An 18664-nucleotide genomic window follows, 5' to 3' on the forward strand; every position below is an offset into this window, starting at 1 on the left:
ATGAAAAAACAGGTATTAATAATAGTAGTTTTGCTTGTAATTTTGCCCTTAAGTCTTTCAGCGCAGGAAGAATTTACGGCAATGACGTATAACATTAAATATGCTAATGAAAATGATGGAGAAAACAGTTGGTCGAAGCGTAAAGACTTTTTTGCCAATCAACTCAAATTTTACCATCCACAGATTTTTGGAGTTCAGGAGGCGTTAAAATCACAAATAGACTTTATCGAAGAGATTTTGCCCAATTATGAACACGTAGGTGTAGGCAGGGAAGGAGGAGATCAAGGAGAGTTTAGTGCGATTTTTTATGATTCGACTAAATTTAAAGTCTTAGAAAGCAATACGTTTTGGCTTTCAGAAACTCCTAATGAAATCTCCAAAGGATGGGATGCGAGTTTAAATAGAATTTGTACGTATGTGTTAGTGAAAGACAAAGAAAGCGGAGATAAATTTTATTTCTTCAATACCCATTTTGATCATCAAGGAGATGAAGCTCGAAAAAACAGTGCTCGATTAATCATTCAAAAAATAAAAGAAATAAATGCTAAACATTATCCCATACTGTTAACAGGTGATTTTAATCTAGAACCGGACACGGAAGCCATTCAATATATTAAATCTTATTTGGATGATTCTAAAGATGCTTCCGCAGAAATAAAACTAGGACCATCGGGAACATTTAACGGGTACGATTTTTCAAGACCCGTTACCCGTAGGATTGATTATGTATTTCATTCCAAGGATGTTAAAATTAAAACCTATGCAGTTTTAAGCGATAACGAAGAAGGTAGGTATGCTTCCGACCATCTACCTGTTTTTGTTAAATTTATATTAAATTAAAATTATTTAATTAGCAATTAAAGTGTTAAGTTTGTTTTAATCGAAATTACTTAACACTTTTTTAATGCGAATAAATTATTATTTTTTAGTTTTATCTGCTATTTTCTTAATCTCATGTAGCGATGACGAAGGCTACTCTGAAATTAGCGATGAATATCCTCCGGGGGAAACCCCTAAAGAAGAAATGGTAAGCTTCGATTTAGAAGCTGTTCCCTATTCAAAATTATCCGATTATAATTTTTATGATGGAGAGTTGAAAGCTATGGAACCGGTAAGCACTGTCTTACCGTACGAATTGATAACTCCACTTTTTACAGATTACGCTAAGAAAAAGCGATTTATATGGATGCCGGCCACAGAAAAAGCTTTGTTTGTAGCCGATAAAGAGATTTTTAACTTTCCTAACAGTACAGTTTTAATAAAAAATTTTTATTACGAGAAGGTCCTGCCCGAAAATGAACAAAAAATTATAGAAACCCGTTTACTATTTAAAAGAAACGGAAATTGGGAATTTGCCGATTATGTTTGGAATGATGAACAAACAGAAGCTTATCTCGATTTAGAAGGGAGTTACGTTGCGTTAGAATGGGAAGAGAACGGGGAGATAAAAAGTACAGATTATCGAATTCCTTCAGAAAATGAATGCGTAACCTGTCATAAAACAAATGAGATGCCAATCCCCATAGGGCCAAAACCTCAAAACCTAAATAGACTCTACAATTATACAGATGGAGAACAGCATCAGCTTCAAAAATGGGTAGACAAAGGTTTTTTAGAGAGTTTTCCTAAAGAAATTGTAACTGTAAAAGATTGGACAGACGAATCTCAACCTTTAGAACAACGGGTAAGGTCTTATTTTGATATTAATTGTGCCCACTGTCATTCTGAAAATGCCCATTGCTCCTATAGATCATTACGATTAGCTTATTCAGAATCTGAAAGCTTAGAACATATGGGAGTTTGTATAGAACCTGAAGAATATATAGCTCCTGGTTTGCTTTATATAATTATGGGAAATAACAAAGAGCGGTCTAATATGTATTACCGTTTAAATAGCGAAGATGAAGCTTCAAGAATGCCTTTGTTGGGCAGAACAATTGTACATCGAGAGTATGTTGAATTGCTTGAAGAGTGGATTAATTCTTTAGAAAATAATTGCCAATAACCTTAAACTTAAACCAATGAAAAAAATTACTTTTTTTACCTTATGTATCGCAAGTATAAGCTTGTGTATGGCTCAAGATCTTTGTGAAGAAGCTCTAGGAGTTGATTTTGGAACCTATTCGGTAGGTGGGATCGATGGAGAACCCGCACCAGAAAACTGTATTAACCTTTTTAATAATGGAGAAGCGGGCGAATGGTACAAATTTGTACCCCAACAAGATTATTACCTTGAAATTAGTACAGATTTAGCAGTGAATACGGGGAAAGATACACGTTTTCATGTGTATGTAGGAAACTGTGATGACTTGACTTGCTTAGGGGGGGATGAAGATTCCGGTAACAATCTTTTATCTAAATTCCATTTTAATGCTACTCAAGGAACCACTTATTTTATAGTGTTTGATAACAAATGGTCCAGTGAAGGTTTTGATTTCGAAATTTCTGAATATGTAGCACCTGAAACTTTAATAGCTTTTGAAGCTTCCGTTATCAATCCAATGCCTCCTGGAAATACCTTAGGAGCAGTAGATATGACAGGAGATTTTTTAGATGACATTGTTTCTATAGCCGCAGATAATGTAAATATTCTAGAACAAACCACTCCTGGTACTTTTAATGAAATTAATATACCCACCTCTAATGCACCATTTATTCCTTCTTGGAGTTTTGCGGTAGCCGACTTTGATAGAAATGGTTTTAATGATTTGTTGTATGGGGGGGGGGCTGGAGTAACTTTTATGAAAGCTTCTAGTGATGGAACAAGTTTTACAGAAATTAGCGATGATCAATTTGTGTTTTCACAACGTTCAAATTTTGTAGATATTAATAAAGATGGACATTTAGATGCATTTGTTTGTCACGATTGGGAACCCAATGTGTATTATTTAAATGATGGTTTTGGTAATTTAGTTTTTAATCAAGGCGGTTTAGGAGATTCAGAACAAGGAGGTAATTATGGGTCTATCTGGGTAGATTATGATAATGATGGCGATTTAGATTTATTTATAGCAAAATGTAGAGGTGGTAATACTGAAATTAAAATAAACCAAATGCATAGAAATAATGGGGACGGTACCTTTTCTGAAGTAGCGGAAGAAATTGGATTGGCAGACCCTATTCAAACTTGGTCTTCTGCTTGGGCAGATTTTGATAACAATGGTTTTATGGATGTTTTTGTAGGAGCAAGTTCGTTTGAGGATGGAAGTCATAAGCTCATGTATAATAACGGTGATGGCACATTTACCGATTTTACTACAGGAACAGGCATAGAAAATATGATGTCTATGGGAACAGAAAATGTAGCCTATGATTTTAATAATGATGGCTATGTGGATATTTATGGAATCGGAGGGAGAATCTTGATTAATAATGGTGATATGACTTTCACTGACGCACAAATCGATATCCCTAATGGACCTGTGGGCGATTTTAATAACGATGGATTTTTAGATATTATCGATTACGATAAAATTCAATACAACCAACCCAACGGAAACAACTGGCTAAAAGTAGCACTTGTCGGTACAGAAAGTAATATCAATGGAATTGGAGCGAGAATTGAAGTGATCAGTGCGCTGGGTAAACAAATTAGAGATGTGAAAGCCGGTATTGGTTTTAGATATATGAATAGTTTAAATACCCATTTTGGTATAGGAGAAGATACAGAAATTTCCAAAGTCATTGTGAAATGGCCTTCAGGAATTGTTGATGAAATAAGTAACCCAGATTTTAATAAAACCCTTGTGGTAGAGGAAGGATCTTTCCTTTCTGTAAATAAAACGGCATACAAAAACTTGAGTTTATATCCTAACCCTGCCACAGAGGTGATACATATCAATTCGGCTTTTAATATTGAAGGTGAGAAATACGAAGTATTCTCTATTACAGGACAAAGACAGATCTCAGGAACCATTCAACAAGCTAGTTCTATTCAAATAGATCGATTAAGTTCAGGTATTTATTTTTTAAAAGTTTATGCAAATGGAAAAGTATTTCAGCGGAAATTTATAAAAGAATAACAAACAAAAAAGCAGGCTGAAGAGCCTGCTTTTTTGTTTTTAAGAAGCTGAACTCCAATCTATTTTTCGGGAAGCAAACATGATGATTGCTAGAATCATAAATAACCCAATACTTCCTATTAATAAAGCATAATTTTCAAGTTGAATAATAACGTAAATAAAACTGTACACTCCTGCCAAAGAGAAACTAATGAGTAACGGGAATTTGATATTTTTAAAAATGAACCGGGAGTAAATCCCTATTAACACCAAGACCGAACTACCGGCGATGAGATAAGCTTTAAAATAGGTAGCATGTTCAGAAATGGAAATGAGTAAACTGTAAAACATCACTAAGGCCAAACCAATCATTAAATATTGAAATGGATGGATGTAAATTTTGCTCACTAATTGAATCAAGAAGAAAACAATTAACGTTAAGCTAATCACCATAAAACCATATTTGGCAGTACGTTCATTTTTCTGATAATCATCAACAGGAATAATTAAATTGGTGCCGAAAGCAAATTGCGTGAGGTCGGGTAAATTTCCTTTAAACGATTGCTCAAATTGCCGGTTAATTTGTAAGATTTTCCATTCTGCTTTAAATCCATTTTCGGTGATTTCGCGGGAACCATCTTCCGGTAAAAAGTTACCATCAAAACTAGGTGAAGCCCAATTGGAAATCATTTTCGCTTCTGTAGTTTTTCCTATCGGGATAAATTTTAATCGTTCACTTCCATTGATATCAATGTTTAGTTGAAAAGGAATCTTTTCATCTTTCACCTCTGCGAATTTAGAAATCGCTTCCGATTGTAAGGTCTTTAAGTTCTCTTGATTGTAAATAGGCATTAATGGAGAAGAAAGCGAAGCTAATTGTATTTCTAACTGATTTTTAATTCCTTTTAGATTCGAAGTTTTAACCAATATACTGGCTTTTTCCCATAGCACATTTTCTGTAGGAATTTCAAATTCTTCCGTAGAAATTTTAGGGAAAAATCCTTTTAAATTTATTTGAGAATGATAAACAACCGACTTGTAAATACTACGTTCCAAAGGTTTGGTTTTTACATTAGCATCGATAATTAATTCGTCCGGGAAGTAGTACAAATAGGAGAGGTGTTCTTCTTTTTTGGTGAGCATTTCTTCCCGTTTTTTATCGTATTCTTTTATTTCTGTATAATAATGATAGGGGATTTTTAAAATAGGACCGGAGAGCAAAACTTCGTTTCCCCATTTTTGGTTGATCTCTGAAATCACTTGCGATTGCCGATTGGAGCGTTCATAAATAATATTTTTAACAAAACTAAGCGGTATGAGCAAGGCTAAGGCTAAAATACCTACAATGAGCATTTTGGCGGTGATGGAGTTTCTTAACCAATTTCCAAATTTTCCTTTTTGATTTTCCATAATGATTGATTTATATTAATGTTGAATTGAAGCTGATTTGTAATAGTGGCTTTGCTAAAAACCATCGATTGAAATACTTTATAATCAAGGTGTAAAACCTGTTCATAATCAAAATGATGAAAAGGATGAGCCTGTTTCCCGATTTGATAAGATTGTAGATAGAATGAAATATATTCCGGCAAAATGAGTGTCCCCAACAAAATTGCTCCGTACATATACGGACTTTTTTTACCATTGCCCATGCACAAGTATTGCAGACCAATTTCTTCTTCTACGCGAGTTCCATAATTAGTGAGTGTATGGTAAGCGTCGTGACGCTCAACTTTTGGAATGAGCTGAAAATTGTTCTTCTGTAAGAATTCACCTAAATGAAAGCCAAAAGTTTCTGTAGGAAATTGTAGTAGATCTTCTGTAGTGACTTCCCAAGGAATATGGTTCTTTTTGAAAAATTTAGTGTAAAGGCTTTTGGAAATTTCAAATAGAAAGACGACAAGTTTTTTTCGCATAATGATTAATTTTAAAGTACTTTGAATCGCAAAGTTTATAGGTAAAAAAATAGATTAGTTAGGTTGACGGTCTAAGGCTTTGATTTCGGATTTATAGGCATTGGGTAAAATAAGTGCTTTAAGAAAAACATCGGCTTTTACCAATTGACTTAATTTATAAATGGGGATAATTGGTTTTAGTAATGAATGCTTTCTGAAATTCAACAGCTTTTTGATAGGGGGCGGAGCCATTAAGGTTTGTGCTTCCAATACCAATTGATAGCGGAAATAACCTAAGTGCTTTTTATACTGAAGGAATAAATCTTGCGTATATTTACTGTAGGCAAAATTTTCTTGAAGTTGAAGTTTTCGCTGTTCTTCCCAATCACCAAAACTATTTGGTAATTCGGGAATTTGCATTAATTTTCCTACACGATTGAAAACTTCAAAGGCTTCATTTTTTTCTTTAGAAGTTAGTTTTCGTTCTAAACTTTCGTAAGCACGAATCGAATAATCAATCAACATAAATAATACATCGCGATAGGCCCAATCGGGAATATTAAAACCGCGTTTTTCTTCAACTTTTGTGTGAATATAATTCATCTGCTGGATGGCTTGGATAGCTGCTTCCTCTTCAGCAAACACAATTAGCTTGGCATAATTCACAGTAGAAAATAACCTACCTAGAGGATCTGCCGGCAATTTCCCGGTAAAGTACAACCAATCTACTGCTTTATTTAAGGCAAATTCAGCAGCCGCTCCGGCAAAAATAAACATCACCGTATCTGCTTTTCCCCAAATTTGCCGTACGATAGAATTTTTTTGGACGAAGTATGTTTTCATAGTAAGTAATTTTTATTTCACTTTGAAATTCAAAGTAGATATGTAAAAAAATATAGATTTACTTCATTTGCTTTTTAATGATCTTTTCTAAAGCTTCAATATGTTTTTTAAACTCTGCTCTTCCCAATTTAGTAGCAATGTATTGCGTATTGGGTTTACGATCGATAAACGATTTTTCTACGATAATATATTCGGCTTTTTCTAATGCTTTTATGTGACTGGCAAGATTACCATCGGTTACTTCAAGCAATTCTTTTAACCGTTTAAAATTCACTTTTTCATTCACCATCAAAATCGACATAATTCCCAAACGAATTCGGTGATCAAAAAGTTTATTAATGTTGTCTATAATACTCAAGTTACTGTCTTTTTTCTTCTCTTAACATTAAGGCCCCGTAAACGATGTGAAGCACGCCAAAACCTAAAGCCCAAAAATATAAACCAAAACCCGGAAGTGCAGCACAAATGAGCCCTAAAATTAGTTCAGCGCAACCTAAATATTTTACATTGCCAATGGTGAATTTGGAAGCATTTATTAAAGCCAGTCCATAAAAAATAAGCATTAGTGACGCTCCCATACCATAGTGTTGTTGGTATGCCTGAATTAAAATATAAATTCCGCCAGCGACCAATGGAATTAGAAAATTGACTAATAATCGTTGGGTGGTCGCATCCCAAATTTTTTCTCCGTTGCTTTTGGCCTTTTTTATCGTTAGGATAATGGCTGTTACGATACTCAAAGTCGCAATGAGTACCAGGTCTAAAATGATATATTCAAGTTTTAGAGTACTTTTAGATGAATAGTCAAACTGTTTCGGAAGAAAATAGATGTAAGCGATGGCCGCTCCTATAAGGGCATAACACCCGGCTAAAATTCCTGAAAGACCACTTAATGAGATAAACCTTGAGGATTTATTCATTAAGTCTTTAATTTCTGAAATGTCTTTAAAATAATCTTTTTGCATATTTAAAGTACTTTGAAAAACAAAGTAAAATTAAAAAATTGATTTATGCAAATGAAAAATAAAAAAAGCCTCTCCAAATTAGAGAGGCTTAAAAGATTTATAATTTACTGCTTGACCCCTCGGGCGGGTAGTCTATTTTATTTTTGAGATTATCAATTTGTTCTTCTGTAAAACGGGGGAGAGGCATTTCTTTTTTGACTCTCCATTGTTCTACTGTTTCGTCTGTACTTTTAGAATTTTCTTTATCTAAACCATCGTCTTTTGCAAAATAGAGAGTTTGTGAAGGGAAAGCAAATCCGGTTCCGCTTTGCTTCACTACTTCCATAATTCGAAGCATAATATCCTCTCGAATCTCTAAAAATTCATTGTTATTATCAGCAACGATATAAGCGAAAATTTCAATATCCAACGAATGCGCTCCAAAATTCACAAAGCGAACTCTTGAAGGTTCTTCGTATACTTTAGGGTGAGAATAGAGTATTTTACGAAACTCAGCTAATAAATACCGAATTTGATCTGGGGAAGACTCGTACCTGAAATTAAGGGTTGATATCATTCTAAACTTATCTCTAAATGCAAAATTTTCAATCGTTTCTGAAGAAAATAAACCGTTAGGAATAGTAACCAAAGTTCGGTCTAGGGTTCTAATATTGGTAGAGCGAATTCCAATTTTTTCGATAGTTCCTGTAATTTGCCCTACACGGCAAAAATCACCCACTCGAATAGGACGATCGGCAATAAGAGTTACACTTCCTACAAAGTTTTCAACTGTTTTTTGAGCTCCTAGCGCCAAAGCAATACCGCCTATTCCTAAAGCAGCAAGACCGGTGGTGATATCGATTCCAAAGGTGCTTAAAATCGCAATTATACCAAAGATCACTAAAGCTATTTTTGCTGCTCTTTCTAAAAATAAGATCACTGATAATCCTGATGGGTTACTCCTTAATTCCATTTGTTTTTTAGAAAAATCGCCGATATAATCAATAAGGCGCCATAGTAAAATTAAAATAGCTGTAATGCCAATAATTAATGTAATCGTACTAAAATATTGGCGTAAAATGATGGAAAGGCCTGCTCTTTGACTAAATTCAATAAAAAGAAATACAGAAAAGTAAAGTTTTGCCGGTAATCTGAGGGCATCAATAATTCCAGAAATAGGTTCTTGACGAGATTTTTTCCAAAATAGCCTTAATAATTGTACAAGTAAAAAGATAATGATGTGCGTAATTACAAAACTTAAAGCAAATATTAATACCGCTATGATCCACTGTGCAGCAGGGACACCAGCCCATAAATAATGGTTTAATTTTGGCGGAATTATATAATCTATCCAAGCATCATATTCTAAACTTACTTCTTGTATAGCATCGAGGGTAGCCTCTGAAAATAACCAAATCAACTCTTCATTTTCAGTTTTTTCCCTATTAAGCAATACATCTATCGCCTTTTCATCGGTATTGATCATCCCAACTTTTTCAAAATTTTGAGCAAGGTTGTCATCGAGTTTCCCTTCGGGTTGATTACTAATGCTTGAATAAGGGAAGATTGTTCCTTTCTTATCAAATAAATGTTTTAAGACAAGAACAATGTTTTCTCTTTCTTCTGCTTCATCGATGTCTGATGGATAATGAAGGTAATGAGACGCTTTCTGATAGTTTTTAGCAGCAATGGATTCAATAAACCCTCTAACACTTCCTCTTGGTGTATTTCTTCCCCAAGGATCGTTTAATACAGGTTCATCAATAGTTTCTTTTGAATTGCTTTTGTTTAATAAAGGAATTTGACCAAAAGTTGCTGAATTAAAAAATAAAACAAAAACAAACAATAGTTTGACTTGAAAAATAGGATTGATTTTCATTTCAAATAAATTTGTAAATAGATACATTAAATAATTAGGTTACTAAAATAACAAAAGCCTTCAATGGAAGGCTTTTGTTATATAAAAAGATGGACGTAAAAAGTATTTATTTAACTATCAATAAGGGGCTTTTTAAACTCTCATTGAATAACTCTTCGGTTAAACTTCCTATAAGAAGCGAAGAGATATTATTTCCGCCTTTGTCTGAAAGTACCACTAAATCTGGATGACGTTTTTCAATTTCAAATAAAAATCTTTCACTTACACTTTTATCTTTAGCATAAATCATTTCATTTTTATCTGGGGTGTTGATTAAAAATTTCTTGAAAAACTTTGATGATTTTTGCTGTAAGTGCTTTTCTATTTTCCCTACAGCATCATCTTTTGGAACATAGGGCGAAAACTGAATGGGCACGTGATAAATGTGAAGTGAGTTTAATTGAAATTTAATTTTGTTTCTAATGGGCTCTATAAATTGGAATGACTTTTTTGAGGGCCCTGAAAAATCGGTTCCTATCCATACTTCATCTAGTTTTATACTTGCTGTTTGAGGAACAGTAATTATATGGGATTTAAGAAGTCGCAACAACTTTCCTGTAAGCACACCAGTACCTGCTTTGGGTTCTTTGTTTCCAACAATGGTAAGGTTAATCCTATATTTGTTAGCTACATAATCGATAAGGGATTCTGTATTGGAATCTTCAGAAATGAGCACTTCCCAATTCACTTTTGCCGTAAATCTTTGTTCTATTTTTTCATTGAGTTCATCACCTATAAGTTGATCTAAATTAATTTTGTTGAGTTCTTCTTCAAAAAGTTCAGAAATCTCATATTTTTTGATGTTATGAACAAAATAAACATTTTCAGCTTCTAATTTTTCAGCAAGAAAAGAGCTATATTCAATAAGGTGATTATCTATTGAAGAGAGGTCTAAGGCGACTAAAATATTTTTTACAGTTTCCATTATTATTGGTCTTTTTTATTTCTTCGTTCTACAATTTCTTTAACGACTTCTTCATAGTCGTCCATTTGTTTTTCAGATTTTTTCTTTTCCAGTTTTTGCAGGTCTTCCTTCAAGCCCTTGTAGAGTGAATAGCACATAATGAGCAAGATGACGGCAAAGGGAAGTCCTGTAACAATGGTGGCGGTTTGCAAAGCTTCTAAACCACCCCCAATTAAAAGAACAGCGGCTACGGAACCTTCGGTGACAGCCCAGAAAATACGCTGTCCTACCGGAGCGTCAATTTTTCCTCCAGAAGTTAAACTATCAACCACTAAGGAACCGGAATCTGATGAGGTAATAAAGAACCCGGCGATAAGAATCACGGCTACTACATTAATGACCATCGCAAATGGATAATCTTGAAAAAACACGAATAGAGCCGTAGAAATATTGTCTTCAACTGCTGTAACAATAGTGCTATCGCCACTTAATGCTTGCTGAATAGAAACACTACCAAAAGCCGACATCCAGAAAAAGGTTACTAGGGAAGGAACTAATAAAACGCCTAAAATAAACTCCCGAATGGTTCGCCCTTTAGAAATTCTAGCGATAAACATTCCTACAAATGGAGACCAACCAATCCACCAGCCCCAATAGAATACGGTCCAATCGTTTTGCCAGGATTTTCCACTATAGGTTTCGCTCCAAGTAGAAATTTTTAAGAAATTAAATAAATAACTTCCGGTGTTTTCTACAAACGAACGGAAAATAAATAGGGTAGGGCCTAAAATTAATGCCAGTAATAATAACACTACGGCTACCCGCATATTCCATTCACTTAAAAATTTGACACCTTTATCAACTCCTAATACTACCGAAGTTGTCGCTATTAAAGTAATCCCTGCGATTAATAGCACTTGGGTAAGAATACCATCAGGAAGCCCGAAAACATGATTAAGTCCGCTGGCAATTTGTTGCACCCCAAACCCTAAAGAAGTAGCTAAGCCAAAAAGCGTTGCGAGCACGGCAAAAATATCGATGGCATCTCCAATTCTACCGTGAATTTTGTCACCCAAAAATGGATAAAAAATAGACCTAATGGTAAGCGGTAATCCTCTAGAATATGTAAAATAAGAAAGCGCTAATCCTACTAGCGCATAAACGGCCCAAGCGTGGAAACCCCAATGCAAAAAAGTGAAATTCATCGCTTCTTGAGCGGCAGCAATTGTATTCGGTTCAGCGGTTGCCGGTTTAATCAGGTGTTTTATGGGTTCGGCAACGCTAAAAAAGAGTAGTCCAATTCCCATTCCGGCACTAAAGAGCATAGCAAACCAAGACATGGTTTTAAATTCTGGTTTGGCTTTTTGGCCACCAATCCTCAGCTTTCCATATTTTCCTGCAGCGAGGTAAACTAAGAATACCAAGAATAAATTAATGCATAATATGAAGAACCAGTCAGCATTTTCAGCTACTGCATGTTGGATATTCTTAAATGCTTTTTCTGCTTGCTTTTCAAAAATTAAAGTGAGTGTAATACTTATAATGATGAAAATGGAAGAAGTGAAAAAAACAGGACCATTGACGTCCAGTCCAAAAATTGATTTTTTTTCGTCGCTTCGAGTAACTTTTTTAGCCATAAATTATTTTTTGATTAAAAGTAGTATCCAATATTAATGTTAAACCGTGCTTCCCAATTTGCATCGGGATTTCCGGTTGAAAAATCGTCTTCAAAGTTTCCGCCCAACCAAGAATGATTATATCCTGCGGCATAGTCAATATAGGTATAAACTTGTCCTGCGGTAAGGAGTAAACCGGTTACATTCATAAAAGAATCGGTGAATTCTTTTTCCTTTTTCTGCATATAACCGAAATCATTATAAACTTCGATTTCTGAAACTGGTCCCCATGCTACGGAAATTTTTTTAGAAAGCCCAATCGTATACATATTAAAATCGGCTGCAATTTCATAAGGAGCTCCATAAGCGCCCATTTTTATAATTTTATTAGATTGTCCTTCTTTATTTTCGGGAGAATGGGAAACAGTGATTATTTCGGTTTTAAGATTCCATTTGTTCCAATTCAATTCATAATGGAGAGCCAGTGCATAATGGTTTCCATTTTTATTAGTGTCGATATTATAGAGACTTCCATATTGTCCTGAAAATCCTATTCGATGTTGAATGCTATCGCCTAGTTTACGAACAATTTTAGCATTAAACTGATTGGTTTCTTTGTTTCTTCCCACTACATCATAAGAATACCTGCTGGAATTGTTCTCGGTATCTCCGCCAAAATTCAATTCTTCAGCATTTTTTAAGAAAGCAAAAGCATATTCCCATTTTTCATCTTCATGAAGGTACTTGAACCCCATATCATGATCGTCCTCTAAACCAACATAATAGGTGATGTTGAAAAACCAATTGTGGGAATTATATTGTTTAATACCAAAGGGAACGTAAACCAATCCTACATGAAATTGGTTTTTCTCGTTGAACTTGTAACCAATCCAGCCTTGTTTAAGAAAACCACCTCCAAAAGCTTCAGAATATAATCGATATTCAGCGTTAAGGAAAATACCTTTGTAGGAAGCTTTGGCATTAATACGAAACATATCATAACCAAATTCACCGCCTTTTGTTTTTTGTTCTTCTTTCCAGGAAGAATAAATATAGTTGAAGCGTAAAGCTCCGCCTAGGTCAAGCTCTGGCTTTTCTTTTTGTTCTTTTTCTTGGCCAAAACATAAAAAGGGTAATATTAAAAAAATAGACAGCTTTACGAAATACGAAAGTTTTAGAATCTTCAATACACTTAATTTTGAGATTGGTAATTCGGGAAATTAAGACGAAAATTCTAGAACTTCTTCAGAAAAGCTGAATATTAATAATATTTTAAAACTTATTGATGGTTTGTCTGATTTGAACCAGATTTGATAATAGTTGTTCTAGGTATTGAAGATCGAGCATATTGGCACCATCACTTTTTGCATTCGCAGGATCAAAATGCGTTTCTATAAAAAGTCCGTCCACATGGTTAACCACTCCGGCCCGGGCGATTGTTTCAATCATATCTGGTCTTCCGCCGGTCACACCACTACTTTGGTTAGGTTGCTGAAGGGAATGCGTCACGTCTAAAACGGTAGGGGCAAATTTACGCATGGTTGGGATTCCACGGAAATCAACAATTAAATCCTGATAGCCAAACATTGTTCCGCGATCAGTTACCATTACTTGCTCATTATTACAATCACTTACTTTAGTAACGGCATGTTGCATACTTTCCGGACTCATAAACTGTCCTTTCTTTAGGTTGACGACTTTTCCGGTTTCTGCTGCAGCAACGACCAAATCGGTTTGACGTACGAGAAATGCCGGAATTTGAAGAACATCTACATATTCAGCAGCTTTTTGAGCATCGGTAATTTCGTGAATATCGGTAACGGTAGGAACATTAAAAGTCTCTGAAACTTTACGAAGAATTTTTAAAGCTTTTTCATCACCAATTCCGGTGAAGCTGTCAATTCTACTTCGGTTAGCTTTTTTGAAACTTCCTTTAAATACATAAGGGATGCCTAATTTATCGGTAATATGAACTACTTTTTCTGCAATACGTAAAGCCATTTCTTCGCCTTCAATTGCGCAAGGACCAGCTAATAAGAAAAAGTTGTCTTTATCGGTATGTTTTATATTTGGAATGTTCTCTAATTTCATTATCTGAATTTTAATGCAAAGGTAAATAATTATTCAGTAGTTAAAGTTTAAATTCAGAGGTATTGAATCCGGTTTAATACTACTATTGTAAAAGATCGATTTGCTTCAAAGTTAAGACTTTGCGACTCTAATTTCAACATTCTATTAAATAGCTGTATAATTTTACGTTTATTGCTTTATTTCCAGAAAATTAAGTTTACATTTGCAGCCTTTTAAAAGAGGCTTTTATGACAGCAATTAGAAATATTGCAATTATTGCACACGTTGACCACGGTAAAACTACTTTGGTTGATAAAATTATGTATCACTGTAGTCTTTTTCGTGAAAATGAAAATACAGGTGATCTTATCTTAGATAACAACGATTTAGAAAGAGAACGTGGGATTACCATTACCTCTAAAAACGTTTCAGTTACTTATAAAGATACCAAAATTAATATTATAGATACCCCTGGTCACGCCGATTTTGGTGGTGAAGTTGAGCGTGTCTTGAATATGGCAGATGGCGTACTTTTGTTGGTAGATGCTTTTGAAGGACCAATGCCACAAACACGTTTTGTACTTCAAAAAGCAATTGACCTTGGTTTGAAACCTTGTGTGGTTGTGAATAAGGTAGATAAAGAAAACTGTACCCCAGACGAAGTACACGAAAAAGTGTTCGATTTGATGTTTGAATTGGGTGCAGAAGAGTGGCAATTAGATTTTCCTACCGTTTATGGTTCTGCTAAGAATAACTGGATGAGCGATGACTGGAAAAAGGAAACCGATAATATTGAACCTTTATTAGATATGGTTATGGAACATATTCCTGGACCAAAAGTAGATAAAGAAGGAACGCCACAAATGTTGATTACTTCGTTAGATTTCTCTTCTTTTACCGGAAGAATTGCGATTGGACGTTTACAACGTGGTGTTTTAAAAGAAGGAATGCAGGTTTCTTTAGTGAAGCGTGATGGAAGCATTAAAAAAGCTAAAATAAAAGAACTACATACGTTTGAAGGTTTAGGCCGTAGAAAAATAGAAGAAGTAGTAGCGGGAGATATTTGTGCTGTAGTTGGTTTGGAAGGTTTTGATATTGGTGATACCATTGCTGATCTTGAAAATCCTGAAGGCTTAAAAACCATCGCTATTGATGAGCCAACAATGAGTATGTTGTTTACCATTAACGATTCTCCTTTCTTCGGAAAAGATGGAAAGTTTGTGACTTCTAGACACATTAAGGATCGTTTAATGAAAGAGTTGGAGAAAAACTTAGCTCTTCGTGTACAAGAAACCGATAGTGCCGATAAGTTTATGGTGTATGGTCGTGGAGTTCTGCATTTATCAGTTCTTATTGAAACCATGCGTCGTGAAGGCTATGAGTTACAAATTGGTCAGCCACAAGTTATCATCAAAGAAATTGATGGTGTGAAATGTGAACCGGTAGAAGAGTTAACTATTGATTTACCGGAATCTGTTTCTGGAAAAGCGGTAGAGTTTGTAACCCTTCGTAAAGGTGAGATGTTAAGTATGGAAGCTAAAGGTGACCGTATGGTTTGTGAATTTATGATTCCATCTCGTGGTATCATTGGTTTACGTAACCAATTGTTAACCGCAACTGCTGGTGAAGCGATTATGGCGCACCGTTTTAAAGAATATCAGCCGTTAAAAGGAGGTATTCCGGAGCGTTTGAATGGTTCATTGGTTTCTATGGAAAAAGGAACAGCTATTCCTTATTCTATCGATAAACTTCAGGATAGAGGTCGTTTCTTTGTAGATCCGGGAGAAGATATTTATGAAGGTCAGGTAATTGGAGAAAATTCACGTCAAGATGATATGACTGTAAATATCACCAAAACCAAAAAACTTTCGAATGTACGTTCTTCAGGAGCCGATGAAAAAGCGAAAATCGTTCCTGCGATTAAGTTTAGCTTGGAAGAAGCTTTAGAATATATTCAGAAGGATGAATATGTTGAGGTGACCCCCAACCACTTAAGATTACGTAAAATTTTCTTAACTGAAAACGAGCGTAAACGAAATAAAATTATGTAAGAAGTAGATAACATAATATATTATAAAAACCCTTTTTCTTTCTAGATAAAGGGTTTTTTTATTGAAGGTGTTGTCCTTTGTGTAGCATAGTATTCTTTCTACCTTTCTGTCGGCATAGGTCTTTTTTGTCTGTCACTTTTAAACTTTTGTTTTTCTTTGAAGATCAACTAAAGCGGAGAAGTCTTGATAAATAAAAAAGGATACCACTTCTATCGCTTCAACAAGAAATATCGATAGAAAATTGTATTTTCGTTTAGCAACTAAAAAACGAAATACTTGTTAGAAGTTAAACCTTACCATTCTTCTTTAAAAGCTGATTGGGATCAATTCATTAAGAATTCTAAAAACGGAACTTTTTTGTTTTACCGTGATTTTATGGAATACCATAGCGATCGGTTTGAAGACTTTTCGTTAATGGTATACGAAAAACAAAAACTACTTGCTGTTTTACCGGCAAATAGAGTGGAAGATGAAATTTTTTCACATCAAGGACTGACTTATGGCGGAGTTATACTTTCAAAAAAAATCAAGTTTGAAAAAGTTCTTGAAGTGGTAAAAGAGAGCCTTAAATATTTAAAGCAAAAAAATATTTTAAAACTTCAATTAAAATTAGTACCTAAAATTTACCATACTTATCCTTCAGATGAAATAGATTATTTACTTTTTTTATTAAAAGCTGAAAAAATTCGATGTGATGTTTCTGCTACTATACATTTGGATAATCCCTTAAAAATTCAGTCAAATCGATTAGAAGGGGTAAAAAAAGCAAATAAAAAGCTTTTAGAGATAAAAAAAGAAAATGATTTTTATAGTTTTTGGCAAGAGATTTTAATGCCAAATTTAAAGCAAACCCATAACGCAAAGCCCGTTCACTCGGTTAAAGAAATAGAGTTTTTAGCAAAAAAATTTCCAAATCAAATTCATCAGTTCAATGTTTATTTGAAAAATGAAATTGTAGGGGGAGCTACGATTTTTGAAACAGAAACAGTAGCGCATGTTCAATATATTTCTGCAAATGATCAAAAACAACAATTAGGAACCTTAGATTTTTTGTTTCAGCATTTAATAGAACGTGAGTTTAGTCATAAAAAGTATTTTGATTTTGGTACTTCTAATGAGCAACATGGCTTAAAGTTAAATAAAGGCTTAGTATATTGGAAAGAGTGCTTCGGAGCAAGAAGTATAGCTCATGAATTCTATAGATTGAAGACAGGTACTTATGAAGATTTAAATCATATTTTTATATAATGATAACATTTTTAGATTTAAAGAAAATTAATCAACCTTACGAAAAAGCTTTTAAAGAAAGTTTTCAAAGATTTTTAGATTCTGGTTACTATGTATTGGGGAATGCTGTAAAAGAATTTGAGAAAGCTTTTGCTAAGTATTGCGGAGTGAATCATTGTATAGGTGTAGGAAATGGGTTAGATGCCTTGACTTTAATTTTAAAAGCTTATATAGAATTAGGAAAGTTACAAGAAGGAGATAAAGTTATTGTTGCCGCCAATACCTATATAGCTACTATCCTAGCCATTAAACATGCTGGACTGGAACCAGTATTGGTAGAACCGGATGAAGAAACTTTTAATTTAGATCCGCTAGAGGTTGAAGAATATTTAACTACATCTGTCAAAGCTATTTTGGTGACACATTTATACGGTCAATTATCCGATATGAAAAGTTTACAAAAAATAGCTAATGAAAATAATTTACTATTAATTGCTGATGCAGCTCAAGCTCATGGAGCAGAAGATAAAAATGGAAATAAAGCTGGAAGTTTAGCCGATGCTACCGGTTTTAGTTTTTATCCCAGTAAAAATTTGGGAGCGTTAGGGGATGGAGGCGCTGTGACTACAAGTGATAAAGATTTAGCAAAGGTTGTTTCTCAACTTAGAAATTACGGAACTTCGTCAAAATATATCAATGAATATATTGGTTTCAATTCTCGTTTAGACGAATTACAAGCCTATTTTTTATTGGATAAGCTAAAAGATTTGGATGATGCTAATAGTAACAGGAAACTAGTAGCTTCAAGATATTTAAATGAAATCAACAATGAGAAAATTAATCTTCCCTATTGGGACGGAAGTGCCAATCATGTTTTTCATTTATTTGTAGTTCAAGTAGAAAATAGAAAAAAGTTTGCTGAGTTTTTAGAAAAGAACGAGGTAGGTTATCTTATTCATTATCCGCTGCCACCACATCAGCAAGCAGCTTTTTCAGAGTTTTCTAAATTATCATTTCTAATTACAGAAAAAATTCATCAGCAAGTAGTGAGTATTCCCTTAAGTCCGGTAATGGAAGAAGATGAGGTCTCTAGGGTCATTCAGGTTTTGAATGCTTATTAAAATTTATATCTTTTAAAATAAAACACTAAAGAAAATAGATAGATAAGTTTTTATACGAAATAATTGAGGGAAAA

The 18664-nt window shown here is 34.2% G+C and carries 16 protein-coding genes; 6 read left to right on the forward strand and 10 right to left on the reverse strand.

The window, feature by feature from the left end:
• From FVB9532_RS12175 to FVB9532_RS12185, 3 genes are all read left to right on the forward strand, one after another.
• Entirely contained in the window at positions 1 to 840 is an 840-nt protein-coding gene (locus FVB9532_RS12175) for an endonuclease/exonuclease/phosphatase family protein (protein WP_150545454.1), read from the forward strand.
• Positions 841 to 904: 64 nt separating this feature from the next.
• Complete coding sequence (locus FVB9532_RS12180; RefSeq protein WP_150545455.1) at positions 905 to 2005, forward strand: hypothetical protein; 1101 nt, start codon at positions 905 to 907, stop codon at positions 2003 to 2005.
• A gap of 16 nt (positions 2006 to 2021) precedes the next feature.
• Positions 2022 to 4022 carry an FG-GAP-like repeat-containing protein gene (locus tag FVB9532_RS12185; RefSeq protein WP_150545456.1) on the forward strand — a complete coding sequence of 667 codons (2001 nt, stop codon included), beginning with the start codon at positions 2022 to 2024 and terminating at the stop codon, positions 4020 to 4022.
• Positions 4023 to 4061: 39 nt separating this feature from the next.
• Here the strand turns inward: FVB9532_RS12185 and creD are convergent, their stop codons facing one another.
• The 10 genes from creD to kdsA all read right to left on the reverse strand — a co-directional run bounded on the left by creD (position 4062) and on the right by kdsA (position 14212).
• The gene (gene creD / locus FVB9532_RS12190) at positions 4062 to 5411 is read right to left on the reverse strand and encodes a cell envelope integrity protein CreD (RefSeq protein ID WP_150545457.1); all 1350 of its coding nucleotides are present in this window, start codon (positions 5409 to 5411) and stop codon (positions 4062 to 4064) included.
• Complete coding sequence (locus tag FVB9532_RS12195) at positions 5375 to 5917, reverse strand: hypothetical protein (RefSeq protein WP_150545458.1); 543 nt, start codon at positions 5915 to 5917, stop codon at positions 5375 to 5377. The genes creD and FVB9532_RS12195 overlap by 37 nt, the downstream gene beginning before the upstream one ends.
• A gap of 54 nt (positions 5918 to 5971) precedes the next feature.
• A complete protein-coding gene (locus FVB9532_RS12200; protein WP_150545459.1) occupies positions 5972 to 6739 on the reverse strand; it encodes an oxygenase MpaB family protein in 768 nt (255 codons plus the stop codon).
• Between the two features lie 58 nt (positions 6740 to 6797).
• Positions 6798 to 7097: a winged helix-turn-helix domain-containing protein gene (locus tag FVB9532_RS12205; protein ID WP_150545460.1), complete on the reverse strand. Its 300-nt coding sequence runs from the start codon at positions 7095 to 7097 to the stop codon at positions 6798 to 6800.
• A gap of 1 nt (position 7098) precedes the next feature.
• Positions 7099 to 7704: a hypothetical protein gene (locus FVB9532_RS12210; protein ID WP_150545461.1), complete on the reverse strand. Its 606-nt coding sequence runs from the start codon at positions 7702 to 7704 to the stop codon at positions 7099 to 7101.
• 97 nt (positions 7705 to 7801) lie between these two features.
• Positions 7802 to 9562: a mechanosensitive ion channel family protein gene (locus FVB9532_RS12215; protein WP_194716547.1), complete on the reverse strand. Its 1761-nt coding sequence runs from the start codon at positions 9560 to 9562 to the stop codon at positions 7802 to 7804.
• A 106-nt stretch (positions 9563 to 9668) separates the two neighbouring features.
• Entirely contained in the window at positions 9669 to 10526 is an 858-nt protein-coding gene (locus FVB9532_RS12220; protein WP_150545463.1) for a universal stress protein, read from the reverse strand.
• A gap of 2 nt (positions 10527 to 10528) precedes the next feature.
• The gene (locus FVB9532_RS12225) at positions 10529 to 12142 is read right to left on the reverse strand and encodes a BCCT family transporter (protein ID WP_150545464.1); all 1614 of its coding nucleotides are present in this window, start codon (positions 12140 to 12142) and stop codon (positions 10529 to 10531) included.
• A 14-nt stretch (positions 12143 to 12156) separates the two neighbouring features.
• Positions 12157 to 13308, reverse strand: coding sequence for a hypothetical protein (locus FVB9532_RS12230; RefSeq protein WP_394349657.1), 1152 nt, complete (start codon positions 13306 to 13308; stop codon positions 12157 to 12159).
• Positions 13309 to 13393: 85 nt separating this feature from the next.
• Positions 13394 to 14212 carry a 3-deoxy-8-phosphooctulonate synthase gene (gene kdsA, locus FVB9532_RS12235; protein WP_150545465.1) on the reverse strand — a complete coding sequence of 273 codons (819 nt, stop codon included), beginning with the start codon at positions 14210 to 14212 and terminating at the stop codon, positions 13394 to 13396.
• 227 nt (positions 14213 to 14439) lie between these two features.
• On the opposite strand from kdsA, the gene typA reads away from it, so the two are divergent.
• The 3 genes from typA (at position 14440) to FVB9532_RS12250 (ending at position 18590) form a co-directional block, all read left to right on the forward strand.
• On the forward strand, positions 14440 to 16242 hold the full coding sequence (gene typA / locus FVB9532_RS12240) for a translational GTPase TypA (RefSeq protein WP_150545466.1): 1803 nt from the start codon (positions 14440 to 14442) through the stop codon (positions 16240 to 16242).
• Between the two features lie 276 nt (positions 16243 to 16518).
• Positions 16519 to 17490: a GNAT family N-acetyltransferase gene (locus FVB9532_RS12245; RefSeq protein ID WP_150545467.1), complete on the forward strand. Its 972-nt coding sequence runs from the start codon at positions 16519 to 16521 to the stop codon at positions 17488 to 17490.
• Positions 17490 to 18590, forward strand: coding sequence for a DegT/DnrJ/EryC1/StrS family aminotransferase (locus tag FVB9532_RS12250; protein WP_150545468.1), 1101 nt, complete (start codon positions 17490 to 17492; stop codon positions 18588 to 18590). Before FVB9532_RS12245 ends, FVB9532_RS12250 begins: the two co-directional genes overlap by 1 nt.
• Positions 18591 to 18664 lie beyond the last annotated feature (74 nt).

It is taken from the genome of Mesonia oceanica, assembly GCF_902499555.1.
Taxonomy (GTDB): Bacteria; Bacteroidota; Bacteroidia; order Flavobacteriales; family Flavobacteriaceae; genus Mesonia; species Mesonia oceanica.